Below are 21,025 nucleotides of genomic sequence, written 5' to 3' on the forward strand. Positions count from 1 at the left end.
TCAAGGGGAACACATGCGGAACGGGATGATGGGCCTGCTGCTGCAGGTGGGTGCGCATGTGTCCGTGCCGGCGCGGGAACAGGCGGCGGCACCCGTGGCGGACATCGCGCGCGCGGAGCGGTGGCGATGAATGTGCTGAAGGTGGGCTTCTTCGCCGCCGTGGCGGCGCTGGCGGTGCTGGCCGCGCGCGCATACCTGCCGCGCGATGCGGTGCAGACGGTGGCCGCGCGCGTCATCGGTGCGGCCCCGGCGCAAGCCGGCGCGACCAGCCGCCATGGGTTCGTCGACGTGCCGCTGCCGGACGGACAGCCCGGCCACCACGTGGTGATCTTCGCGCCCGCCAACTGCCCGTCCGACGCGGCGCAGCGGGCGGAGGCGCTGGCGCGACGCTTGGACCAGGCCGGCATTCCCTATGCGCGGTCGCAGAACGCGAGCTTCAGCACGCTGTCGTCGCAGGAAGAAGCGAACCGGGTGATGGCGGTGATGAACGGGCCCATCCCGGTGGTGTTCGTGCGCAAGCGCGCCCGCGCCAATCCCGATGCCGATGCGGTGGTGGCCGAGTACCGCGGCGGCTGAGGCTGCAGCGTTCCGTCGGCGGGGTCGATCCGGCCTGCTGCATTGCAGCATAATGGCGGCATGGATGTCTCGCCGCCGCCCCCCGTTTCCTTTCCGTCCGTTGCCGACGCGCTGACGTCCCGCCAGATCGGCCTGATCCTGTTCGCGCTGACGCTGGGCGGTTTCGCCATCGGCACCAGCGAGTTCGCCAGCATGGGGCTGATGCCGAACATGGTGGCCTCGCTCGGCGTGACCGAGCCGCAGGTGGGTCACCTGATCAGTGCCTATGCGCTCGGCGTGGTCGTCGGTGCGCCGCTGCTGGCGATCCTGGGGGCCGGCTGGAAACGCAAGACGCTGCTGCTGGCGCTGATGGGGTTCTACGCCCTGGGCAACCTGGCCAGCGCGCTCGGCCCCACCTACGAGAGCCTGCTGGTGTTCCGCTTCGTCGCGGGACTGCCGCACGGCGCGTATTTCGGCGTCGCCGCGCTCACCGCGGTGGCCATCAGCCCGCCCAACAAGCGTGGGCGCGCGATCAGCCTGGTCATGCTGGGCCTGACCCTGGCCATCCTGATAGGCAATCCGCTGGCGACCTGGCTGGGCCAGGTGATCGACTGGCGCTGGGTGTTCGCCTTCGTCGCGCTGATCGCCCTGGCGACCGCCCTGCTGCTGGCCATCTGGCTGCCCAAGGGCATCGATGGCACCAGGGCGCATCCGCTGGACGAACTGCGCGCCTTCCACCGGCTGCCGGTCTGGCAGGCGCTGGGCATCGGCGCGATCGGCTTTGCCGGCATGTTCGCGGTCTTCAGCTATCTGGCACCGACGATGCTGGAGGTGACGCGGGTGGCGCCGGCGTGGATTCCGCTGGGCCTGGCCGGCTTCGGCGTGGGCGGGGTGATCGGCAACTTCGTCGGCGGTTGGCTGTTCGACCGCATGCAGTTGCGGGCCGCCTGGATCGTACTGCTCTGGGCCGTGGCCATGCTGCTGCTGTTCCCGCTGATGGCGCAGACCCTGCCGACGATCCTGCTGGCCACCGTCGGCATCGGCCTGATGGGGGCGCTGGGCCCCATCCTGCAGTCGCACCTGATGGACGTGGCCGGCGACGCGCAGACGCTGGCGGCGGCGTCGCACCATGCGGCCTTCAACACCGCCAACGCGCTGGGCCCGTGGCTGGGCGGCATGGCGATCACCGCCGGGCTGGGCTGGACCTCGACGGGCTACGTGGGCGCCGCCATGGCAGTGGCCGGCCTGCTGATCTATGCCTGGGCGCAGCAGTCGCTGCGCGCGGGCGAGCGCGCGAACGCCCTCGCCTGCGAATCCCCGCACTGAGCCACGCGCGGCGCATCCTTGCGCGCACGCCGCCCAAGGCGTCAGCCGTCGCGGCCGCTGACCTTCACCTTGACGGTGGCTTCCGTGCTGCCACCGGCGTCCTCCACGCGCAGCGTCAACGCATGCTCGCCGGCCGGCAGCGACGTCCACGCATCCAGCCCTTCGCCGATCGCCTTGCGTCCGAGCAGCCAGGTCGCGCGTGGCGTCGACGGGCGATCATCGCCCGACGAGGTGGCGCTTCCCCACAGACGCAGTGGCTGCCCTTCCTGGTAGGTGTGCCCGTCCTGCGGATGCAGGATGGCGACCTGTGGCGGCCGTGCGGGCAGCGCCAGCGGCGTCGGCTTCGAAGCGGCGGAGTGGAAGCCGTCGTGCGCGACCACCTGCAGCAGGATCTTGCCGGCCGGAAGTTGGGCGGCGTCCACGCGCGTTTCGGTGTCCGTGAGGCCGGTCGCCAGCGACTGCCACTGTTCTCCGTCGCGCGACCAGCGCAGCCAGTACTCCGTCGCGCCGCGCGCCGCGGTCCATCCCACGCGCAGCTGTCCCTTGCGGTCGACTTTCGCTTCCAGTCCTTCCACCCGCGGCGGCTTGCCGGTGGATGCGCGCGTCCATTGCGCCTGGCCGTCGGCAAGGATCTCCAGCGCGCTACCGGGTCCTGCATCGGCCACGAGGGCCTGGGCCAGGTATTCGCGCGGGGGCGTGCCCTCGTGGTGGCCGTCGCCGCCGCATCCGCATCCGCACGCGGCGGTGTGCAGCCTGCGCAAGGGGGCTTCAGCCAGCACTTTGTCGCCTTCCAGCAGACGTGCCGTGAAGGGCGTCGCGGCCGTGCGTTCCAGCGTGGCATGCAGGCGGGTGCGGGCCACGTGCAGCACCTCGGCCACGCGGCCGTCGGCGATACGCACGATCAGCGAGATCATGTCCTGGGGCTTGAAGGGCGGCGGGTACACGGGCAGTTCCAGGTCGAAGTCGTACGGCGGCGGATCGGGAAGGGGGAACCATGGCCAGCGCCGCATTTCTTCCCAGACGAAATCCTTCCACCACGGATGGTCCACGCCCACCGTCACCGGATTGAGCCGGTCGTTCTGCAGCAGCCTGCCGTAATGGTGCAGCGAGATCCACGCGGGGCCGCCGTACGCCATGAAGTCGCGGAACGTCTGCGGCGAGGCGATGTTGCCGTTGTTGATGTCCAGTCCGAACTCGCCGATGGAGGCCCGCCGCGCTGCAGGCGTGTCGTAGGGCTCGTACGCGGGGTAGTTGGGGTCGGCGTTGGGTGCACCACCGGCCGGTGCATGCGGCAGGCCGCAGGCGTGGCCGGCTTCGTGCGCGAGCGTGCCGGGCTGGTTGATCGGGCCGACCGCCACGCCGCCGCCACCGCAGCCGCCGACGGGCCCCATCGGTGTGGCGGCCGGCAACAGACCGTAGTAGATCCAGCCCGGCTGGTTGCCATCGGCCGTGCGTGCATTCGCCACCCGGGCGTGCAGGGCATCCCAGCCGGCGCCGCAGCCGCTGGTGGGAAAGCTGGTGTCCTGCAGGTGGTTGGTCAGGGCCAGGGTGCCGGCGGTGCGGAACTGGGCGGTCGACTGGACCGGGAACAGCGTCAGCGCGCGGCCCGACATGGCCTGAAGGTCGGCCAGCGTGGGTGCCGCGAGCGTGAGGTTGGGAGCATTGGGTGCGTTGCTCGCCGGGCCGTTGTACGAAATCATCACGCCGGCCAGCCGCAGCGTCTGCCGCAGCGTGACGGACACGGTGGCGCGGCGCTCCGCCGTGCGCGCGCCGCTGCTGGCACGGGCGATCAATCGCAGCGTGCCGATCATTTCGTTGGCGGGAAGGATGAAGTTCAGCGTGGTCGAAAGCACGCCGCGGGTATCGTCGTAGTCCTGTCCCAGCACCAGGCCGGGTACGCTCGTGGGCACGGGGGGCGTGGGGTTCAGCGTGGCCACCGTGCTCCAAAGGAAGCCGTTGTGGCGTCGCTGGACCTCGAGCGTGCCGCTGATGCCGGTGGCGCCGATCAGGCTGCCCAGGTATACGCGCACCCAGGCGGGCTTGTTGGCGACCAGCGTGACCGAGTTGTCGGCGCCGCGGTCGTTGCTGTCGGTGAGATGGCCATCGGCGTCGTAGTGCTGGATGGCCTGGGTGACTTCGATGCCGGCGATGTAGAGCCCCAGGCGGAAGAGGTCCAGCTTCTGCGCCGACTCGAGCAGATTGCGGTTGATCAGTTCCTTCGTGATATCCATTGCGTCGCGTCCTTCGATTGAGCGGTCCCTGTATGCGGATCAACGCCGCGCTGCGCGCACGGCGGACACCGCCGATCCGCGCGCAGGCGCACGACGGGACGCGGAGACACGATCTGACGGATGGCTGGCCGCTGCACCGGGCGAGCGCGTTGAACGCGCGTGCGCGTCTGCCCTGGACTACTCCGGCGAGGAGGCCGCAGGCGGCGAACCGGAACGCCAGCGCCGCGTGGTGCGCTGGAAGAACTGGCTGTTGGGGATCTGCAGCACGGTGTCGCCGCGCAGCGCGTCCTCTTCCAGCAGGGTGGTGTACAGCAGGTTGATGTCGATGACGCGGCCGCGCAGGCCCGGCTTGTCGCCGTTCTCGAGCACCTCGATGTGATCATGCACGCGGAACGGCCGCGTGGTCAGGATCAGCACGCTGCAGAAGATGTTGGACAGCACGCTCCAGGCGGCGAAGAACGCGACGGCGGCCACCGCGGTGAAGCCGGTGAGCGCCGTCCACAACACGCTGGCCGACACGCCCAGCCGGCCCAGCGCAAGCATGAAGGCCGACATGTAGACCAGTACGCCCAGAAGCCGGCGCGCGCTGACGGCGACCTGTGCCGGCAGCCGGTAGCTCTCGCAGATGCGGCGCACGATGATGCGCAGCACGCGCAGCAGCAGCCAGGCGCCCAGCAGGATCGCCATCGCCTGCGCGATGGGCAGGGTGACATCCGCGCCTTCGCGCAGCCAGTCCGTCAGTCGCGGCCAGCTCATCGGTACGCCTGTCGGAAAGGATGCGCGTACGGGACGCAGGTACAGGGGTTCATGCGGCAAGGGTGATCGGGTACGCCTGCAGGGTCAAGGTTCGAACGGATGCGCCTTGCCGCAGGCAAGGACATGGTTGTAGTCGCTGGACATGCACTGGTAGAAATCGCGCCTCGCGCCCGTGGCCGCCTCGCAGTCCTGCAGGCTGAGTACGCCCAGCAGGGCGTTCAGGGCGGGCGTGACGGCGTCGTAGGCGGCCTGCGTCATGTAACCGCCGCGCAGGTTCTTCTCGCCCACTTCCAGCATGGTCTCCACACCCCAGCGGGCGTTTTCCACCGCCTTGCCGCAGGCAAGCGGCGGCGCTTCTTCCTGCACGCTGGACAGGTGTTGCGCGATCGCCGCGACATCGGCCTGCACCGCGTCCGGCAGCGGCCGCGGCGGCATGTGTTCCTGCGCCCGCGCACCGGTCGCCAGCGCGAGCGTCGCCAGCAGCGTGAGGCAGGACGGGTGGATGATGCGGCCAGGCGCCATGGACGTGATGAATGACGGAAGCGGGTCCGCATTGTAGGGCGGAAGCGCGCGACGCGGCGGCCGGCGCGCGGGCGCTTGTGGCGGTCCGTGGCCCTTGCAAGAATGCACGGGCGCCGGAGCAGGCGCAGGTGCCGGCCGGAAGCGGCGCCCGTCGTACCGGACCGCCCGACACTTCCACAATGTGAGGACCACATGACCTACAAGCTACTGGCCGCCATCGCGCTTGCCCTGACCAGCGTGGCGCCCGCCGCCTTCGCGGGTGAATGCGAGGACAACTTCAGCAAGTCCGGCAGCATCTTCTCCGGCACCGACTTCTCCAGCCGCGTCACCGTGCCCGACCTCTCGGTCAAGGACGCGATGGGGCAGATGCGCGGCATCATGATCGCCGAGAAGATGGACGTGATCACCGAGGATGCCGAGACCGGCACGATGCTGGTGGAACAGCGCTCCACCAACACCACGCGCGCCATCCCCACGCTGATCGCCATCAGCGACGAGGGCGGTGCCGCCACCGTGCAGATGACGGTGAAGACAGAAAAGGGCCAGATGGCCAAGCAGGACGCCATCCGCCCCTACATGTGCCAGCTGCTGGCCAAGGTGAAGGGCGGCAAGGAAGGCCGTGCGGCGGCCGCGCAGGGGGCGAAGACGCAGAACAACGCCGACGTGACGGTGAAGGATGTCTACGTCTTCTCGCGCGAGATCGCGCGCGAGGCCAAGGGCAACGCGGTGGCCGTGACGGCGCGCCACAAGGGGCGTCACTACGCGCTGCGCGGCCGCGTGGACTACGTGCAGGAAGACGGCCAGGACTACAACGTCTCCTTCGACATCCCCGAGCAGGGTTCGGGACTGCTGCAGGTGCCGGGCGACAACGAGCCGCGCGTGGGCGTGGCCTGCCTGTTCAAGCCCAACCAGCTGGCCAACGTGCTGACCTTCCGCAAGGGCGACAAGGTGACGTTCAAGGGGCAGTTCCTGCGCTACGACGACTTCAAGCGCGTGCTGTGGCTGCAGAACTGCGTGCAGACCCGCTGAACCGCATCCACGCCTGAAGGTTGGACCAGCGAAGGGCGCCCGCAGGGGCGCCCTTCGTCGTTGCGGAGCGGCGGGAGGTCGTCGGGCGCGGCTCAGTCCGCCTGCCGCCGGAAAACGCCGACATTGGTATAGCTGCGGCCGTCGCTCAGATGGCCGCGCATGCGGATCACCAGCGTGTCCCCGTCGACCAGTTCGCGTTCCGACCACTGCACCTCGCGGCCATCGTGCCAGGTGGTGGAGTGCAGCAGCGTGGGCGAGACCGATTCGAAGCTCAGGGCATCGGCATGCGGCGTGTCGTGGAACGGATAGGGCACGCCATCGGCGCGGCCGCCGAACGCCGCGCGATGGCGCTTGCCGTTCCTGCCGAACCATTCCGAACTGATCGAGAGCGCACCGTCTTCCGTGCAGGCCAGGCGGTAGTGGCCACTGCGCGGCGGATGCCCGAGCTGGTAATCGCACTGCTCGGGGAGCAGGTGCCAGGTGCCGGCGAAAGCGGCGGCGGCATGGGGGGGCATGGACACTCCTTGTGCGGGACGGGCGCGGCGGTGGCAGAGAGCCACCATGCTAGCGAGCCTCCGGGGTGGGAGAGTTGCTAACGCCGTCGCAGTTCCGCACCTCGATGCAGGAATGAACACGCGCCGATGCGCCTGGGCAGGCAGCAATGTGAGGCGGAATGCGACGCACGCCACAGCTCGCGGCCGTCCCTCGCGCGGTCGCGCATCACAGGCGTGCGCGGGCGGTGAGCGCGTCCAGCAGGCCTTGCGTGGTGAGGATGGCGTGCGCGTAGGTGGGGGCGTTGATCTCATGCGCGGCACGCATCGCGGCCACGGTGGCGGCGGCGGTGGCGTCGCGCACGAGGGTCACGTGGTAGCCGCGTTCGGCCGCGGACCGTCCCGTGGCCTCGACGCAGGTATTGGCGATCACGCCGACCAGGATGACATGGCTGATGTGGTGCTGCTTGAGCAGGTAGTCCAGGTCGGTGTTGGCGAACCCGCTGCTGCCCCAGTGTTCCTTGACGATGATGTCGCCGGGTTGCGGCGCGAAATCCGGATGCCACTGCCCGCCCCAGCTGCCCTTGGCGAAGGGTTGCATGCGGGCGGCTCCCAGCTGGTAGGGCGTGGGATGGTCCCAGCCCTTGAAGTCGTCCGGCTCGGCGCGATGGTGCGGCACGATGAACACGGGCAGTCCTGCCTGGCGCACGCACGACAGGACGGCCTGCAGCCGGGCGTGCAGATCCACGTGGCGCGCCACTTCGGCGACCAGCGGCCACAGCTTGCCCTCTTCGGCGAGCAGATCGTTGTAGGGATCGATCAGCAGCAGTGCGGTGCGCCCCGCGGGATAGGCCGGCATGGGCATGGTGGCGTCCCGTGTGGCGCGAGTGGCGGCCCGCGTTCCCAGCATGCTGCAGGGTGCGCGGATCGCCTTGCATCGGCGTGCGGGAACGTGCGGCAGGCGCGTGCCGGAGCGGCTGTCGCGTCTGCCCGGGCCTGCGGGACCGGCGGGATCGGCGTGCGACCGGTCAGGTGCGCACGCGCCACGGGGGAACATCCAATGCATGTTCCAGCGCGTCGGCCACCAGCAGCCGCACCAGCGCGTCATGCAGCGGGCGGTCGCGCATCCTCAGTGCCGCCAGGGCGGCGGCCTGGTCTTCATCGTGCATGTCCGAGTACGCATCGAACAGGCCCATCGCCCGCGAGAGGGCGGTCGCCCCGGAGGCGCATGCGGCGGCCCGGGGCGGATGGGCGGTCGTCGCGGGTTCGCGCATGCGGCGCGGCGTGGGGGGAGGGGATTTGCGGGGATTCACACACCGGAGTTCGCCCTCCGGGCATGGATCAGGACGCCGCCGCTCGCTCCCGTGGCCATGGGCCTACCACGGTTCGGGCAGCTCGCCTTCGCCCAGGTGGCTGAACAGGAACGCGCGCGCCTTGCGCCAGTCGCGCCGCACCGTGCGTTCGGTGACCTTCAGCACGTCGGCGATCTCCAGTTCGCTCAGGCCGCCGAAGTAGCGCATCTCCACCACCTGGGCCAGGCGGGCGTCCAGCCTGCCAAGGTCCGTCAACGCCTGGTCCAGGATCAACAACTGCTCCAGGCGCGAGGTCTGGACCGGCTCGGTGGTCTCGTCCAGGGGCAGCAGGTCCATGCCGTCGCCCCGCTTTTCCGCCAGCGCGCGGCGGACTTCGTCCAGCAGCACGAACCGCATGGCCCTGGCCACCAGCGCCACCAGGTGCGCACGGTTCTCGACGCTGAAATCCGCGCCGGCCAGCCTCAGCCAGGTCTCGCTGATCAGCGATGTGGGGGAGCGTGCGTGCGAACGGCGCTGCTGTCGTATCTGCGCGCGTGCGATCTGGTGCAGGTCCCGGTAGAGCAGCGCGTAGATCCGGTTCCAGGCGCCGGGCTTCCCGCTGCCGACATCGCCCAGCAGGCGGGTGACGGATTCCTCATCCGGCATCGGCACGGGCGCCGCGTCCTGCGTCCACGGGTCCGGAGGGGAGCTTGCCGTGGCGCTGCCTGGATGTTGCCGCGCTGTCATGTCCTGAGTAGGCCCGTCCTCACGATTCCATCCCATATATGACCCCGCGGGCGCGTCGTACGCAAGCCGCAACACCGGTCCGGTGCGAGCTGTCGTCGGGAACGAAGGGCGTCGCGCGGGCCCCGGGAAAGAGCGGCATGGAGATTTCCACGTAGATGATCGGCAACGAGTATGTCAGGTGCGGGTTCGACGAAGCCCGCCGTCGGAGGGCGGCCATCCCGGCACGGGCATGGACGAGGGTCATGGCCGGAGGTCGCCCGCATGGGGAATGACGGAACGGTTGGGGGGCGTGCCCAGGACGAGGGCGCTGCGCGCGACACCCGCTATGGTGCGGCCGACGTGCTTCCCAGGACCTGGGCCATCCCCCAGGGTCTGGGGCCGCGCGCCAAGAGCCAATGGCCGATCATGCAGCGCCTTGCGGAAGACGAGTGGAAGGCGCTGACGCAGGCCCTGCCGGGACGGGTCGGTGCCCGCGCGCGCCACGGCGGTAACGCGCGCCGCTTCATCGAGGCCGTGCTGTGGGTGGCGCAGACCGGCGCGTACTGGTCCGACCTGCCACGTGAATTCGGTTCATGGCATGGCATCTACGTACGCTTCATACGCTGGGCGCAGGACGGCAACTGGGAGGTGGTTCTCGCGTGCCTGGGGCCACAGGACCCGCGTGCGCTGGATCTGCACGCCCTCGTGCAGCGCTACCTGCATCGCAACAACACCAAGCACCTGAGCCGGGTGATGCGGGCATCCTGATGCATCGCCGCAGCGGCGGTGGCCGATGGCGTGCCGGCCATGAATCCAGGGAGGGACGGACGAAAGCGGCGGTCGAGGCATCCGCAGGCCCCGCAACCCTCGATCGCCTATCTGCCGACGCTCCCCCGTCTGGCAGTTAGAGGGCGCCCCCCTCCCCAGGGGGCGACCCGGTCGCCTGCCATTCCGACACATGGCAGGCATCGCGCTTCGGCGCCAGAGGGGGAGGTGCAACGCCTCCCCCTCGCTTTTCCTGCGCATCCTCACCCGATGCTGCGCAGGATTTAACGCGGCGGGGCTTAGGCTGGCATTCCCGGCAATGGGAGCAGGCCAGATGAGTACGCATGTCTTCACCGCACAGGACGCCTCCGGACGACGCTGCCGGATCCAGGTTCTCCGCAACGAAGAGGGCGCACCCGCATCGCGCACGGCGACGGATGCGCATCCGCACTATGTGCTCGAAGACGGCAGTCGGGTGCGCCGCATCGACAACGACACCTTCCTGGTGGTCGAGACAGGCGCCTACGTCACGCGCGTGGCCGACTGACGAAGGCGCACGCACGGTGCGCGATGGCCGGGCGGGGCTGGCGCGGTTTCAGTAGACGGCGGAGGCGTGCAGGGGGGCGGGATGCGTCCAGCCCGCGCGCGCGTCCAGGAAACCCAGTTCGACCAGCACGGCAGTGCCCACGACCTGCGCGCCCTGCCGCTCGACCAGCGCAAGCGCCGCCTTCAGCGTGCCGCCCGTCGCCAGCACGTCGTCGGCGACGATGACGCGCGATCCGGCGGGAAGCGCATCGGCATGGATCTCCAGGCGGTCGCGGCCGTATTCCAGCCCGTAATCCAGCCACAGCGTGTGCCCGGGCAGCTTGCCCGGCTTGCGGATCGGCACGAAGCCGACCTCCAGTTCGCGGGCCAGCGCCGCCCCCAGGATGAAGCCGCGGGCCTCCACGCCGGCGACGGCGTCCAGCGCCACGCCGCGCCACGGCTCGGCCATCGCGGCGATCGCCTCGGCGAACGCGTCGCCATCGGCCAGCACCGGCGTGATGTCCTTGAACAGGATGCCGGGCTTGGGAAAGTCGGGGATATCGCGGAGCAGCGCGGTCCAGGCCATGGGAGGTGGAGTTGCGGGTGGGGCGCTGATGCTATCGCAGCCTGCGGGGCCTGGGATGCAGTCTCCCGCGCCGGGTGGCTAATCAGCGTGCCGGCCCGGGGCTATCCTCGCACTCCCATTCTTCCGGACATGCCCCATGAGCAACGCCGTTTCGATGTACCAGGCCTCGGTCCCCGTTCTTCTGCGCGCGCTCGGGAACCTGCGCCACGTACTGGCAAAAGGCGAGGCGCATGCGCGGGACAGGGGCTACGAGCCCGCCGTCCTGCTGCAGTCGCGGCTGGCGCCGGACATGTTCCCGCTGGTGCGCCAGGTGCAGTTCGCCACGGATACGGCGAAGTTCGCCGTCGCCCGCCTGGCGGGCGTGGAGTCGCCGCGCTTCGACGATGTGGAAACCACCTTCGAGGAACTGTACGCACGGCTGGATGCGGTCTGCGCCTATCTGCGGACCTTCGACGAGGCCGCGCTGGAAGGCAGCCAGGACCGCAGCATCACCCTGACCACGCGCACGCGCGGCGAATTGAAGTTCGACGGACGCGGCTACCTGCTGGGTTTCGTCCTGCCCAACCTGTTCTTCCACGCCACCACCGCCTACGCGATCCTGCGCCACAACGGCGTACCGCTGGGCAAGCTGGACTATCTGGGCCCCGAGGCCTGACGACGCCGCGGGCGGCGTGTCCGCTCCGGCCGCCCACCGGCGTTGGACAGGAAAAGCCGCGCGATCCCTGCCGCGCGGCGGCTTCCCCGGGGAGCCGGTAGCCTGCGGCGACGGAGTGCTGCGCGTGTCACGGCATGCGACGCGGCCCTCCGATACTGTCGCCCGGGCCTCCACGCCCTGCGACAGCCGTCGCCTGCGCGGATGCCGGGACCACTCCAGCGAGGGAAGCAGCGATGGCGACCGCACTACGGATCCTCTGCGTACACGGCGTGGGCCAGCACCCGCCCGGCGGGGCGTGGCAGCAGGCCTGGGAGGCGGCCATCCACGAGGCCTGCCGGCAGGTCGATGCCGAGCGTGCGCTCGATATCGAGTACTGCCATTACGACGACATCTTCGCGCAGCACAAGGTCGGATTGGGCGACACGCTGGAAGCCTTGGCGCGCCTGCTGGCCAACGGCATCACCGCCCCGTTCCGGCGTGCGCGCGGCGACGATTCGCGCCTGCGGCATACCGCCGGCATGGTGGTGAAGTGGGTCGAAAGCCCCACGTTCCGCAAGCAGACGCGTGAGCGCCTGGTCGAGCGCATCCAGGCGACCAAGCCGCACGTGGTGCTCGGCCACAGCCTGGGCTCGCTGGTCTGCTACGACACCTTCACCCACGAGGACTCCCGCGCCACCGCCAGCGGGCGCTACTTCGTCTCGCTGGGGTCGCAGATCGGCAACCCGTTCGTGCGCGGCGAGTACCAGGCCGGCCGCCTCAGCGCCATCGAGAAGGCGCGCTTCTGGTACCACCTGTACAACCGCTTCGACTCGGTGTTCACCGCGCGCGTCTCGATCGCGGCCGACAACTTCCGCCAGGTCGACACGCACTTCGACATCCCCGGCAATGCGGACCACGCCGCCGAGGAATACCTGCGCCATCCGCAGGCCGTCAGCACCTTCTGGTACGACGTGCTCAACGACGAGACCACCCGCATCACCCGTGCGCTGCGCGAACAGCGCCCGGTGTCCGCGCGCGTGGCCACGCCGCGCAAGCGCGCGCTGCTGATCGGCATCAACGACTATCCCGACCCCGACCAGCGCCTGGCCGGCTGCGTCAACGACGTGTTCCTGATGAGCGCCATGCTGCAGGAACAGGGTTTCGACGCCGGCGACATCCGGGTGGTGCTGGACGAGCGGGCCACCGCCGACGGCATCCGCGAGCGCGTGGACTGGCTGCTGGACGGGGTGCGTGCCGGGGACCAGCGCATCCTGTACTACAGCGGCCATGGCGCGCAGCTGCCCACCTACGGGCTGGGCGACCGGGTGGACCGCATGGACGAGACGCTGGTGCCCTACGACTTCGACTGGACCGAGGACACCGCGCTCACCGACGACTGGCTGTTCGAGCGCTACGTGCAGCTGCCGTACGACGTGGATTTCAGCATCCTGCTGGACTGCTGCCATTCCGGCGGCATGGCCAAGGGCGGCCCCGCGCGCATGCGCGGCCTCAATCCGCCCGACGACATCCGCCATCGCGCGATGAAGTGGGACGCCGCGCGCGAGATGTGGGTGCCGCGCGAACTGGAGGTCGCCGAGCGCAAGCAGCTGGCCGTGGACCAGGACACCATGCCGCTGGGCGACATGAGCGGGCGCCTGGGTTACGCGCTGCCGGTACGCACGCTGCCGCTGGGCGAAGCGCGCCAGCTGCGCAAGGCGCTCGGCCACAAGGGGCCGTACATGCCGCTGCTGGTCTACGCCTGCCAGGAGGGCGAGTTCGCCTACGAGTACGAACACGGCGCCATCCAGCATGGCGCCTTCACCTACGCGCTGGTGAAGAACTGGCGACGCATGCTGCGCGGCGGCGCGGGCGACCGGCGCCGCCTGAAGGTCAGCGACCTGGTGAAGTACACCTCGCAGGAACTGCGCGCGCTGGATTACGACCAGACCGCGGCGCTGGCCGGGCCGGAGATCCGCCTGTCGCGCTGGATGTAGCGCGCGTCAGCCGGCCGGCGCGCATTCGCGCGCACGCGCCAGCAGCAGCGTCTGTTCGCGTGCGTTGCGGGTCATCGCCGCGGCGCGCTCGAACTCGGCGCGCGCTTCGTCGTGCCGCCCCAGCCGGAACAGCAGGTCACCGCGCACGCTGGGCAGCAGGTGGTAGTGCTTCATCGCAGGATCGTCCTGCAGCCGGTCCACCAGCGGCAATGCGCTTTCCGCGCCGCTGGCCATCGACACCGCCACGGCACGGTTCAGTTCCACCACGGGCGAGGGGTTGACCCGCGCCAGCGCCGCGTAGAGCGCGGCGATCCGCGGCCAGTCGGTCTCGTCGGCCGTGCGCGCGCGGGCGTGGCAGGCCGCAATCGCCGCCTGCAGCGCATACGGACCGAACGCACCCCCCAGCCGTTCCGCGCGCGCCAGTGCCTCCAGGCCGCGCCGGATCAGCAACGGGTCCCAGCGGCTGCGGTCCTGGTCGAGCAGCAGGATGGCCTCGCCGTCCTTGCCCACGCGCGCGTGCAGGCGCGAGGCCTGGATCTCCATCAACGCCACCAGCCCGTGCACCTCGGGTTCGCGCGGCGTCAGCGCGGCCAGCATGCGGCCCAGCCGCAGCGCTTCCTCGCACAGCGCCGGTCGTACCCAGTCGCCGCCGCTGGTGGCCGCGTAGCCTTCGTTGAACACCAGGTAGACCACGCCCAGCACGCTGGCCAGCCGCTCCTGCAACGCATCGCCGCGGGGCACTTCAAACGCCACGTCCGCCTCGGCCAGCGTGCGCTTGGCGCGCACGATGCGCTGGGCCACGGTCGGTTCCGCGGCCAGGAACGCGCGCGCAATCTCGTCCGTGGTCAGCCCGCACAGCAGGCGCAGCGTCAATGCCACGCGCGCCTCCATCGACAGCACCGGATGGCACGAGACGAACACCAGCCGCAGCAGGTCATCGTCGATGTCGTGGTCCAGCGCGTCCTCGTCGCGGGCGCGACGCTCGTCCTGGATCTGCTCCAGTTCGTGCGCCAGCTCCCCGTGCTTGCGATCGAGCAACTGGAGCCGGCGCAGGCGATCGATGGCGCGTCGCTTGGCGGTGGTCATCAGCCACGCCCCCGGATTGTCCGGCACGCCGTCACGGGGCCAGGTCTCCAGCGCAGCCACCAGCGCGTCCTGCGCCAGTTCCTCGGCCAGGTCCAGATCGCGCAGCATGCGGGCCAAGCCCGCGATCACGCGCGCGGACTCGATGCGCCAGACGGCATCGATCGCGCGATGGGTGGCAGATGGGGTGGACATGGCGCGCATCAGACCACGGCGCCGCGGCCGGTGAAAGCCGCAGCGCAGCGCAGGCGGGCGTCATGGCGTCCACGCCGCGCCCGCACCCTCATCACGCATCCTTCTCGCAGTTGATCATCCACGGCACGCCGAACTTGTCGACCAGCATGCCGAAGCGCACCGCCCAGAACGTCTGCGCCAGCGGCATGGTCACCTGGCCGCCGTCGGACAGCGCGCCGAAGATGCGCTCGGCATCCTTGATGCTGTCCACCGACAGCGACACCGAGCAGCCCTTCACGCCCTCGTAGGGTTGCGCCGGGTGATTGTCCGAACCCATCAGCACCGTCTGCCCGAACATCACGTGGGTATGCATGATCTTCTGCCGGTAATCGGCCGGGATGTCGCCGCAGCCGTCCATGCCGTCGAACCGCATCATCGGCCCCAGCGTGCCGCCGGTGGCCTGGGCATAGAAGGTGAAGGCGGCTTCGCAGTCGCCGTTGAGGATCAGGTACGGATTGACGTTCATGGTGGGCTCCTGGGGTGGTCGGGTGCAGGGCCGACACGCCCTGCTCGTGTTCTCCGACGAACCGGCAGGGCCGGAATCGACAGCGTCGGAGATGAAGATGCATCCGGTCCGCGCGCCCGTCAGCGGACGGCGTCGCCGGGATCGGCCCCGGCGATGGCCTCGCGCTGGCGCCGGGTCAGCTTGGCCAGGGCGTGGCGGTACGACCACGCCAGCAGGTCTTTCAGGTAGGCGCCCGGCACGGAGGACACGTCCACCACGGTGACCCAGCGGTGCTTGCCCAGCCAGCGCGCCGGCTTGATGCCGGGCTGGTCGGTCAGCTCCAGGAAGCGCTCCGGCGCCACCTTGAAGCTGAAGCGCCACTGTTCCGGCTGGCTGGTCTTGAAGTAGGCGAAGCGCTTGCCGCCCACCTCGTACACCAGGATGTTGGACGGCGCCCCGTACAGCGTTTCCACGCTGCCCGGCAGGGCGCGGCAATGGCGTTTGAGGGCGGCGACATCCATGCCGCGATGCTAACGCCGTACTCGCCGGGATGACGTACGGACCGCGCGGGTCGAGGGCGGTGGCTGTCCTCGAGGCGGCACGGTGCCGGCCGCACGGCGTTCCCGGCTCCGGCTACAGTGGCGCCAGGTCGTTCACCCCTGATCCAGGAGCCGCAGATGAGCCGCCCGTCCGCCTTCACCCGCCTGGCCAAGAAGGCCTCCACCTTCACCGGCCGTCCCGCCTGCTTCGCGCTGGCGCTGGGCATCATCGTGGCCTGGGCCGTCACCGGGCCGCTGTTCGGCTTCAGCGATACCTGGCAGCTGGTGATCAACACCGGGACCACGGTCATCACCTTCCTGATGGTGTTCCTGATCCAGAGCACCCAGAACCGCGACACCGAGGCCATGCAGATCAAGCTGGACGAACTGATCCGCGTCTCGCGCAGCGCCAACAACGCCCTGCTGGACCTGGAGGAGCTGGAGGAGAAGGAGCTCGACGACCTGCGCGCGCACTACGAAGACATGGCGCGCCAGGCCCGGGAGATGCAGCAGGCGAAGAGCAGGCGCGGATAGGGCGGGCCTCGTAGCCCCGTAGGCTGGGATGGAGCAGTGCGCAATCCCAGCGCTGCGGTATGTGAGGGTCCACGGTCCGTTAGTGCCGGACTGAGGTTGCGCACAATCCCTCGCTGCTCGCTTCGGTGATCGAGGTTGCCATCGGAGAACCAGCATACCCTGAATGAAATTGCACAATGAGCAAAGGGCCGCAAGTGCGACCCTTTGCTTTACCCAGCGATGCTTGGTGATTAGGTGGGCCTACACGGCTAGGCCTCCTCAACCTCTCCTACTTTAACCGTGCCGGTGCAACCGTAAAGGCATGTGCCGGAAGAGCCATAAACGCTACCACCATACCAATAGTAGGATCCGCCGCCACTGGATCCCGAGGAGTTGCTTCCGGATCGTGGGGTTGTTTCCTTCATCAGCTTGTCGCACGGCTTGTCTTCAGTAACGATAGTTGCACCATTCCCAACTTTGTAGGATACCGCACCAACATAATTATTAGCCTTCCACTCTGCCGCACCCAGTACGCTGATTGCCTTTTCGTCCAGATTCTTTAGTGCTGCTGCCCGGGCCGGATTTTCATAGCCTTGAGCACCAGCTACTGCGATATCCCACGCGGACACTTCGATTATTCCAAGATAAGGCATCGCTTTCATCGCGCAGGCGATAACGATCCCGCTTGCCACCAAAGATCCGCCAGCGAGCAAGATTCTGGTAATCTTAATCATAACTACTCCTTGTTTGATGCGCCCGCCATTTTTTTACCCGCCGATTGGGCGTGGATCAACGGGTGAAGAACCTGGTCCACGGATCTTTCGCTGGAGTTCGAGCAGGCTGTTGTAGATCTCCATCGCTTCCTGATCTCCTTGCATACGTTCGGTGTTCGTGAGGGGGGTGTCGAACATCAGGTCGCGAGCAGCTGCGACCCTGAAGTTTCCACGCATCTCCGAAACTCGACTGATAGCGTAAGCTGTTTGACGATTGCCTCCTCTTACGCTGGCGAGATAGGAGGCCAGCATGTCAAGCGCGAAGCCGGACCCTTTTGCGCCTTCCGTAAGAAGATCAACTACTGCGGTGTCGTCTCCGGCCATCAAGCGTCGATGACCGAGCAAGGCGGTCGCGCCTTTGTCGCCCTGTTTGGCAGCGTCCCGTAACTGTACGTCAGACGCTCGTGTGTAGGCAGCCCATTGCTGCGCGTTTGGATACCCGTTTCTATCGAGCCACGCCTGCTCAGCTTTGCTTGTGGCGATAAAGGGGTCGTCATTCAGAGGTAGACCGTCACGGCTCTGTGGCAAATCTGGAAACGGATGGTGACCACGTGGCTGCTGAGGTTCCAGTTCGGCCCCCGCTTTAGCGTGATCTATTTGTCTTGCGAGATCTTCTATCCGCCGAGCCTCGTGGTTGGCGTTCGGTTTGGCGAGCGCATAGTCAGAGGGCCGAAACCATAGCCACATCGAGTAGGCCGTAACCAGCAACAAGATAAAGAACGAGATCGGCGCCAACCTGCCTGCCAGTGGTCGCCGTCGTGCAAACCACAGTACTGATGCGAGGGCAGCGATCGCCGAGAACGAAATGCAGATCCAAACCCATGGAACGAACTCTCCGCAGATATCGAGATTCTGGGTGGCGCATTGAAGTGATACCTGCTGAATCAGTCTCTTGGTCTGAAGAAGCGTTGCAATCGCCAGTGCAATTGCTGAGCCGGCAATGCATGCCAGCCAGGTGCCCGTTTTCTTTGCATTTTCCATAGTCGTTCACTCCCTGTGGCTGGCTCAAGCAATTCACCCTGAGGGTGATTGAGTCCATTTGGCGTACATTACGCGCGCTCTGCAAGCCGTGAAAGAAGTCAGTTCGGTAAACTTATTTACTTGTCTGATATCCCGTCACCTAGCTTCGCTGCCGAATGTTGACGCGCCGTCCAGTTTGGGGCTTCAACTGCGGCCCTTTGATTCTGTTGGGACTTGTCACACTTGCAGATCGCCTGACGCGCCAGACGAGGAGGCTCTCGCGCCATGCGCTCAAGTAGCCGTGGCGCGCAGCAGGTCATCCAGCGCGGTCTCCAGCGTAGGGAAGCGGAAGGTGAACCCCTCCGCCAGCGCGTGCGCGGGCAGCACCCGTTGGCCGGTCAACAACAGTTCGGCCATTTCCCCGAAGCCCATGCGCAGGGCGAAGGCGGGGGTTGGGAGGATCGCCGGCCGGTTCAACGCCTTGCCCAGCACGCGGGCGAAATCGCGGTTGGTCACCGGCGTGGGCGCGGTGCCGTTGTAGGCGCCGCCGGCCTGATCGCGTTCCAGCAGCCACTGGATCATCCCCGCCAGGTCGTCGCGGTGGATCCAGCTCATCCATTGCCGGCCATCGCCCATCGGGCCGCCCGCGCCCAGTCGGAATGGCGGCAGCATCTTCGCCAGTGCGCCGCCGCCGGTGCCCAGCACGATGCCCGTGCGCACCCGGCAGGTGCGCACGTCCAGGCCCTCGGCCTGCATCGCTTCGGTTTCCCAGTCGCGGCAGAGATGGGCGGCGAAGTCGTCGCCGGGGGCGGCGGATTCGTCCAGTGCCTCGTCGCCGCGCGGGCCGTAATAGCCGATGGCCGAACCGGAGACCAGGACGCGCGGGCGGACCGATTGCCGCGCCATCCAGCCGATCAGCGCGCGCGTGGTGCCCAGCCGCGAGTCCCGGAAGGCCGCCTTGCGCGTGGCGTTCCAGCGTCCGGCCATCAGCGGTTCGCCGGCCAGGTTGACCACGGCTTCCACATCGCGCGCTTCGTCCAGCGTCGCCAGCAGCCGCGCGGCGGGCGGCACCTGGGCCCGTGCGCGGGGGGATCGCGCGTCAGCACGCTGAGGGTGTGTCCGGCCTGCAGCAGCGCGGCGCAGAGCGCCTGGCCGATGAAGCCGGTACCGCCGGTGATCAGGACATGCATGGGAAGGCTTCCATAAACCCGGACAGCTTACGCAGCGGCGTGTGTTGCGGATGTGGAACGGACCGTCGGCGGTGGCCGTCGGTCGGCCGACAGGTGCGCGCCTACACTATGTCCATGGCTTCCCTTCCCCTGGTCCTGCTGCCCGGCCTGCTGTGCGATGCGCGCCTGTGGCGCGACCCCGCGGCCGCGCTGGCCGACCTGGCCCCGGTCCATCACGCCGACCTGACCCGGGACGACAGCGTGGCCGGCATGGCCGCGCGCGTGCTGGACGCGGCGCCGCCGGTGTTCGCGCTGGCCGGGCTGTCCATGGGCGGCTACGTGGCCTTCGAGATCCTGCGCCAGGCGCCGCAACGGGTGGCGCGGCTGGCGCTGCTGGACACCAGCGCGCGCACCGATCCCCCCAAGCGGCGGGCCGTGCGCAAGGCGGGCCTGGCACTGGCCGAATCCGGACGCTTCGCCGGCGTGACCCGCAAGCTGCTGCCGCAACTGGTGCACGCAAGCCGCGTGGACGGCGAGGTGGGCGAAGCGGTGATGGCGATGGCCCAGCGCGTAGGCCGCGATGCGTTCCTGCGCCAGCAGCGCGCCATCCTCGACCACCCCGATTCGCTGCCCCTGCTGCCCACCATCGCCGTGCCCACGCTCATCGGGGTGGGCGAGGACGACCGCATGACCCTGCCGGAGGAGTCGCGGCTGCTGCACGAACGCATTCCCGGCGCGCGCCTGCACGTGTTCGCGCGCTGCGGCCACCTGCCGCCGATGGAGGTGCCGCAGGAAACCACGGCGGTGCTGCGCGACTGGCTGCAGGCGTGGTGAGGCGGCGGCCACGCACGCCGGTGCACGCCGCCGCCATGCAGGGCGGCGACAATGGCGCATCCTTTTCTTTTTCGTTGAACCCACGGGAGTACACATGGAACTGGCGATGATCGGGCTGGGGCGCATGGGCGCCAACATGGCCGAACGGCTGGTACGCGGCGGGCATACGGTGCGCGGCTACGACCCCGGCGAAGCGGCGCGCCAGCAGGCCGGCGCGCGCGGGATCATTGCGCACGCGAACCTGCAGAACGCCGTTTCCGCGCTGCCCACGCCGCGCGTGGTGTGGCTGATGGTGCCGGCCGGCCAGGTGGTGGACGACACCCTCGACCAGCTGCGGCCGCTGCTGGCGGCCGGCGACACCGTGATCGACGGCGGCAATTCCAACTACAAGGACACCCAGCGCCGCGGTACGCAGCTGGCCGAGGCCGGCATCCACTACATCGACTGCGGCACCAGCGGCGGCGTGTGGGGCCTGGCCGAAGGCTACAGCCTGATGATCGGCGGCGATGCCGACGCGGTGGCGCGCCTGCAGCCGGTGTTCGCCACGCTCGCGCCCACGCCGGACACCGGCTGGGGCCGCGTGGGGCCGGGCGGGGCGGGCCACTTCGCCAAGATGGTCCACAACGGCATCGAGTACGGAATGATGCAGGCCTACGCCGAAGGCTTCGCCATCCTCAAGCACAAGCAGGCGATGGACTTCGACCTGGGGGCGCTGGCCGAGATCTGGCGCCATGGCAGCGTGGTGCGCTCGTGGCTGCTGGACCTGACCGCCGACGCGCTGAAGAAGAACCCGCAAATGGACGGCATTGCGCCGTACGTGGCCGATTCCGGCGAAGGCCGCTGGACCGTCGCCGAGGCCATCGACCTGAACGTCTCCGCGCCGGTGATCACCCTGTCGCTGCTGGAACGCCTGCGCTCGCGCGACGACGATTCCTACGCCGACAAGCTGCTGGCGGCGATGCGCAACGAATTCGGCGGGCATGCGGTGAAGCAGGGCTGATCACCCGGCCTTATCGCCCGCAGTGCCAGTCTGCGGGCCTGCA

23 protein-coding genes and 1 pseudogene are annotated in these 21,025 nt (G+C 68.7%); 10 read left to right on the forward strand and 14 right to left on the reverse strand.

The features are described 5' to 3' along the window. The first annotated feature begins 126 nt into the window (after positions 1 to 126). Both MUU77_RS03310 and MUU77_RS03315 read left to right on the forward strand, forming a co-directional pair. Complete coding sequence (locus MUU77_RS03310) at positions 127 to 576, forward strand: hypothetical protein (protein WP_245091556.1); 450 nt, start codon at positions 127 to 129, stop codon at positions 574 to 576. Positions 577 to 636: 60 nt separating this feature from the next. Next, the gene (locus MUU77_RS03315; RefSeq protein WP_245091558.1) at positions 637 to 1,881 is read left to right on the forward strand and encodes an MFS transporter; all 1,245 of its coding nucleotides are present in this window, start codon (positions 637 to 639) and stop codon (positions 1,879 to 1,881) included. A 41-nt stretch (positions 1,882 to 1,922) separates the two neighbouring features. Here MUU77_RS03315 and MUU77_RS03320 read toward each other — a convergent pair whose 3' ends face one another. From MUU77_RS03320 to MUU77_RS03330, 3 genes are all read right to left on the reverse strand, one after another. Next, a complete protein-coding gene (locus MUU77_RS03320) occupies positions 1,923 to 4,112 on the reverse strand; it encodes a M66 family metalloprotease (protein WP_245091560.1) in 2,190 nt (729 codons plus the stop codon). A 177-nt stretch (positions 4,113 to 4,289) separates the two neighbouring features. Next, positions 4,290 to 4,868 carry a mechanosensitive ion channel family protein gene (locus MUU77_RS03325; RefSeq protein ID WP_245091562.1) on the reverse strand — a complete coding sequence of 193 codons (579 nt, stop codon included), beginning with the start codon at positions 4,866 to 4,868 and terminating at the stop codon, positions 4,290 to 4,292. Positions 4,869 to 4,952: 84 nt separating this feature from the next. Further along, the gene (locus tag MUU77_RS03330; RefSeq protein WP_245091564.1) at positions 4,953 to 5,390 is read right to left on the reverse strand and encodes a hypothetical protein; all 438 of its coding nucleotides are present in this window, start codon (positions 5,388 to 5,390) and stop codon (positions 4,953 to 4,955) included. A gap of 192 nt (positions 5,391 to 5,582) precedes the next feature. On the opposite strand from MUU77_RS03330, the gene MUU77_RS03335 reads away from it, so the two are divergent. Beyond that, positions 5,583 to 6,419 carry a hypothetical protein gene (locus MUU77_RS03335; RefSeq protein WP_245091566.1) on the forward strand — a complete coding sequence of 279 codons (837 nt, stop codon included), beginning with the start codon at positions 5,583 to 5,585 and terminating at the stop codon, positions 6,417 to 6,419. A 92-nt stretch (positions 6,420 to 6,511) separates the two neighbouring features. Here MUU77_RS03335 and MUU77_RS03340 read toward each other — a convergent pair whose 3' ends face one another. The 4 genes from MUU77_RS03340 to MUU77_RS03355 form a co-directional block, all read right to left on the reverse strand. Beyond that, complete coding sequence (locus MUU77_RS03340) at positions 6,512 to 6,934, reverse strand: hypothetical protein (RefSeq protein WP_245091568.1); 423 nt, start codon at positions 6,932 to 6,934, stop codon at positions 6,512 to 6,514. A gap of 205 nt (positions 6,935 to 7,139) precedes the next feature. Then, on the reverse strand, positions 7,140 to 7,769 hold the full coding sequence (locus MUU77_RS03345) for an isochorismatase family cysteine hydrolase (RefSeq protein WP_245091570.1): 630 nt from the start codon (positions 7,767 to 7,769) through the stop codon (positions 7,140 to 7,142). Between the two features lie 169 nt (positions 7,770 to 7,938). Next, positions 7,939 to 8,184 (reverse strand): hypothetical protein, encoded by a 246-nt coding sequence (locus MUU77_RS03350; RefSeq protein WP_245091572.1) that lies wholly within the window; start codon positions 8,182 to 8,184, stop codon positions 7,939 to 7,941. A gap of 102 nt (positions 8,185 to 8,286) precedes the next feature. Further along, a complete protein-coding gene (locus MUU77_RS03355) occupies positions 8,287 to 8,868 on the reverse strand; it encodes an ECF-type sigma factor (protein ID WP_245094192.1) in 582 nt (193 codons plus the stop codon). A gap of 342 nt (positions 8,869 to 9,210) precedes the next feature. On the opposite strand from MUU77_RS03355, the gene MUU77_RS03360 reads away from it, so the two are divergent. After that, positions 9,211 to 9,696, forward strand: a complete 486-nt coding sequence (locus tag MUU77_RS03360) for a transposase (protein ID WP_245091574.1) — start codon at positions 9,211 to 9,213, stop codon at positions 9,694 to 9,696. A gap of 331 nt (positions 9,697 to 10,027) precedes the next feature. Then, positions 10,028 to 10,240: a hypothetical protein gene (locus MUU77_RS03365; protein WP_245091576.1), complete on the forward strand. Its 213-nt coding sequence runs from the start codon at positions 10,028 to 10,030 to the stop codon at positions 10,238 to 10,240. A 48-nt stretch (positions 10,241 to 10,288) separates the two neighbouring features. On the opposite strand, the gene MUU77_RS03370 is transcribed toward MUU77_RS03365, so the two are convergent. Further along, the gene (locus tag MUU77_RS03370; protein ID WP_245091578.1) at positions 10,289 to 10,804 is read right to left on the reverse strand and encodes an adenine phosphoribosyltransferase; all 516 of its coding nucleotides are present in this window, start codon (positions 10,802 to 10,804) and stop codon (positions 10,289 to 10,291) included. Between the two features lie 136 nt (positions 10,805 to 10,940). Between MUU77_RS03370 and MUU77_RS03375 the strand changes: the two genes are divergently transcribed. Together MUU77_RS03375 and MUU77_RS03380 are read left to right on the forward strand one after the other, a co-directional pair. Continuing rightward, entirely contained in the window at positions 10,941 to 11,459 is a 519-nt protein-coding gene (locus MUU77_RS03375) for a DUF1993 domain-containing protein (RefSeq protein ID WP_245091580.1), read from the forward strand. A 233-nt stretch (positions 11,460 to 11,692) separates the two neighbouring features. Next, on the forward strand, positions 11,693 to 13,432 hold the full coding sequence (locus tag MUU77_RS03380; RefSeq protein WP_245091582.1) for a caspase family protein: 1,740 nt from the start codon (positions 11,693 to 11,695) through the stop codon (positions 13,430 to 13,432). Between the two features lie 6 nt (positions 13,433 to 13,438). On the opposite strand, the gene MUU77_RS03385 is transcribed toward MUU77_RS03380, so the two are convergent. From MUU77_RS03385 to MUU77_RS03395, 3 genes are all read right to left on the reverse strand, one after another. Then, on the reverse strand, positions 13,439 to 14,710 hold the full coding sequence (locus MUU77_RS03385) for an RNA polymerase sigma factor (protein ID WP_245091584.1): 1,272 nt from the start codon (positions 14,708 to 14,710) through the stop codon (positions 13,439 to 13,441). A 91-nt stretch (positions 14,711 to 14,801) separates the two neighbouring features. After that, entirely contained in the window at positions 14,802 to 15,215 is a 414-nt protein-coding gene (locus MUU77_RS03390) for a VOC family protein (RefSeq protein WP_245091586.1), read from the reverse strand. A gap of 119 nt (positions 15,216 to 15,334) precedes the next feature. Continuing rightward, positions 15,335 to 15,715 (reverse strand): MmcQ/YjbR family DNA-binding protein, encoded by a 381-nt coding sequence (locus MUU77_RS03395; RefSeq protein WP_245091588.1) that lies wholly within the window; start codon positions 15,713 to 15,715, stop codon positions 15,335 to 15,337. Between the two features lie 156 nt (positions 15,716 to 15,871). Between MUU77_RS03395 and MUU77_RS03400 the strand changes: the two genes are divergently transcribed. Beyond that, positions 15,872 to 16,267, forward strand: coding sequence for a low affinity iron permease family protein (locus MUU77_RS03400; protein ID WP_245091590.1), 396 nt, complete (start codon positions 15,872 to 15,874; stop codon positions 16,265 to 16,267). A gap of 248 nt (positions 16,268 to 16,515) precedes the next feature. Here MUU77_RS03400 and MUU77_RS03405 read toward each other — a convergent pair whose 3' ends face one another. The 3 genes and pseudogenes from MUU77_RS03405 to MUU77_RS03415 form a co-directional block, all read right to left on the reverse strand. Then, positions 16,516 to 16,980, reverse strand: a complete 465-nt coding sequence (locus MUU77_RS03405) for a hypothetical protein (protein ID WP_245091592.1) — start codon at positions 16,978 to 16,980, stop codon at positions 16,516 to 16,518. Between the two features lie 33 nt (positions 16,981 to 17,013). Continuing rightward, positions 17,014 to 18,000, reverse strand: coding sequence for a hypothetical protein (locus tag MUU77_RS03410; RefSeq protein WP_245091594.1), 987 nt, complete (start codon positions 17,998 to 18,000; stop codon positions 17,014 to 17,016). Between the two features lie 270 nt (positions 18,001 to 18,270). Then, a pseudogene (locus MUU77_RS03415) lies at positions 18,271 to 19,169 on the reverse strand (TIGR01777 family oxidoreductase). A 114-nt stretch (positions 19,170 to 19,283) separates the two neighbouring features. On the opposite strand from MUU77_RS03415, the gene MUU77_RS03420 reads away from it, so the two are divergent. Both MUU77_RS03420 and gnd read left to right on the forward strand, forming a co-directional pair. Then, positions 19,284 to 19,982 carry an alpha/beta fold hydrolase gene (locus MUU77_RS03420; protein WP_245091596.1) on the forward strand — a complete coding sequence of 233 codons (699 nt, stop codon included), beginning with the start codon at positions 19,284 to 19,286 and terminating at the stop codon, positions 19,980 to 19,982. A 94-nt stretch (positions 19,983 to 20,076) separates the two neighbouring features. Next, on the forward strand, positions 20,077 to 20,982 hold the full coding sequence (gnd, locus tag MUU77_RS03425; RefSeq protein ID WP_245091598.1) for a phosphogluconate dehydrogenase (NAD(+)-dependent, decarboxylating): 906 nt from the start codon (positions 20,077 to 20,079) through the stop codon (positions 20,980 to 20,982). Positions 20,983 to 21,025: the final 43 nt, after the last annotated feature.

The organism is Pseudoxanthomonas sp. F37 (assembly GCF_022965755.1).
Classification (GTDB): Bacteria; Pseudomonadota; Gammaproteobacteria; order Xanthomonadales; family Xanthomonadaceae; genus Pseudoxanthomonas_A.

Excerpts from the sequence above, each read along its gene's own strand:
- MUU77_RS03310 (WP_245091556.1), top strand. The coding sequence starts at position 127 with ATGAATGTGCTGAAGGTGGGCTTCTTCGCCGCCGTGGCGGCGCTGGCG.
- MUU77_RS03315 (WP_245091558.1), top strand. The coding sequence starts at position 637 with ATGGATGTCTCGCCGCCGCCCCCCGTTTCCTTTCCGTCCGTTGCCGAC.
- MUU77_RS03320 (WP_245091560.1), bottom strand. The coding sequence starts at position 4,112 with ATGGATATCACGAAGGAACTGATCAACCGCAATCTGCTCGAGTCGGCG.
- MUU77_RS03325 (WP_245091562.1), bottom strand. The coding sequence starts at position 4,868 with ATGAGCTGGCCGCGACTGACGGACTGGCTGCGCGAAGGCGCGGATGTC.
- MUU77_RS03330 (WP_245091564.1), bottom strand. The coding sequence starts at position 5,390 with ATGGCGCCTGGCCGCATCATCCACCCGTCCTGCCTCACGCTGCTGGCG.
- MUU77_RS03335 (WP_245091566.1), top strand. The coding sequence starts at position 5,583 with ATGACCTACAAGCTACTGGCCGCCATCGCGCTTGCCCTGACCAGCGTG.
- MUU77_RS03340 (WP_245091568.1), bottom strand. The coding sequence starts at position 6,934 with ATGCCCCCCCATGCCGCCGCCGCTTTCGCCGGCACCTGGCACCTGCTC.
- MUU77_RS03345 (WP_245091570.1), bottom strand. The coding sequence starts at position 7,769 with ATGCCGGCCTATCCCGCGGGGCGCACCGCACTGCTGCTGATCGATCCC.
- MUU77_RS03350 (WP_245091572.1), bottom strand. The coding sequence starts at position 8,184 with ATGCGCGAACCCGCGACGACCGCCCATCCGCCCCGGGCCGCCGCATGC.
- MUU77_RS03355 (WP_245094192.1), bottom strand. The coding sequence starts at position 8,868 with ATGCCGGATGAGGAATCCGTCACCCGCCTGCTGGGCGATGTCGGCAGC.
- MUU77_RS03360 (WP_245091574.1), top strand. The coding sequence starts at position 9,211 with ATGGGGAATGACGGAACGGTTGGGGGGCGTGCCCAGGACGAGGGCGCT.
- MUU77_RS03365 (WP_245091576.1), top strand. The coding sequence starts at position 10,028 with ATGAGTACGCATGTCTTCACCGCACAGGACGCCTCCGGACGACGCTGC.
- MUU77_RS03370 (WP_245091578.1), bottom strand. The coding sequence starts at position 10,804 with ATGGCCTGGACCGCGCTGCTCCGCGATATCCCCGACTTTCCCAAGCCC.
- MUU77_RS03375 (WP_245091580.1), top strand. The coding sequence starts at position 10,941 with ATGAGCAACGCCGTTTCGATGTACCAGGCCTCGGTCCCCGTTCTTCTG.
- MUU77_RS03380 (WP_245091582.1), top strand. The coding sequence starts at position 11,693 with ATGGCGACCGCACTACGGATCCTCTGCGTACACGGCGTGGGCCAGCAC.
- MUU77_RS03385 (WP_245091584.1), bottom strand. The coding sequence starts at position 14,710 with ATGTCCACCCCATCTGCCACCCATCGCGCGATCGATGCCGTCTGGCGC.
- MUU77_RS03390 (WP_245091586.1), bottom strand. The coding sequence starts at position 15,215 with ATGAACGTCAATCCGTACCTGATCCTCAACGGCGACTGCGAAGCCGCC.
- MUU77_RS03395 (WP_245091588.1), bottom strand. The coding sequence starts at position 15,715 with ATGGATGTCGCCGCCCTCAAACGCCATTGCCGCGCCCTGCCGGGCAGC.
- MUU77_RS03400 (WP_245091590.1), top strand. The coding sequence starts at position 15,872 with ATGAGCCGCCCGTCCGCCTTCACCCGCCTGGCCAAGAAGGCCTCCACC.
- MUU77_RS03405 (WP_245091592.1), bottom strand. The coding sequence starts at position 16,980 with ATGATTAAGATTACCAGAATCTTGCTCGCTGGCGGATCTTTGGTGGCA.
- MUU77_RS03410 (WP_245091594.1), bottom strand. The coding sequence starts at position 18,000 with ATGGAAAATGCAAAGAAAACGGGCACCTGGCTGGCATGCATTGCCGGC.
- MUU77_RS03420 (WP_245091596.1), top strand. The coding sequence starts at position 19,284 with ATGGCTTCCCTTCCCCTGGTCCTGCTGCCCGGCCTGCTGTGCGATGCG.
- gnd (WP_245091598.1), top strand. The coding sequence starts at position 20,077 with ATGGAACTGGCGATGATCGGGCTGGGGCGCATGGGCGCCAACATGGCC.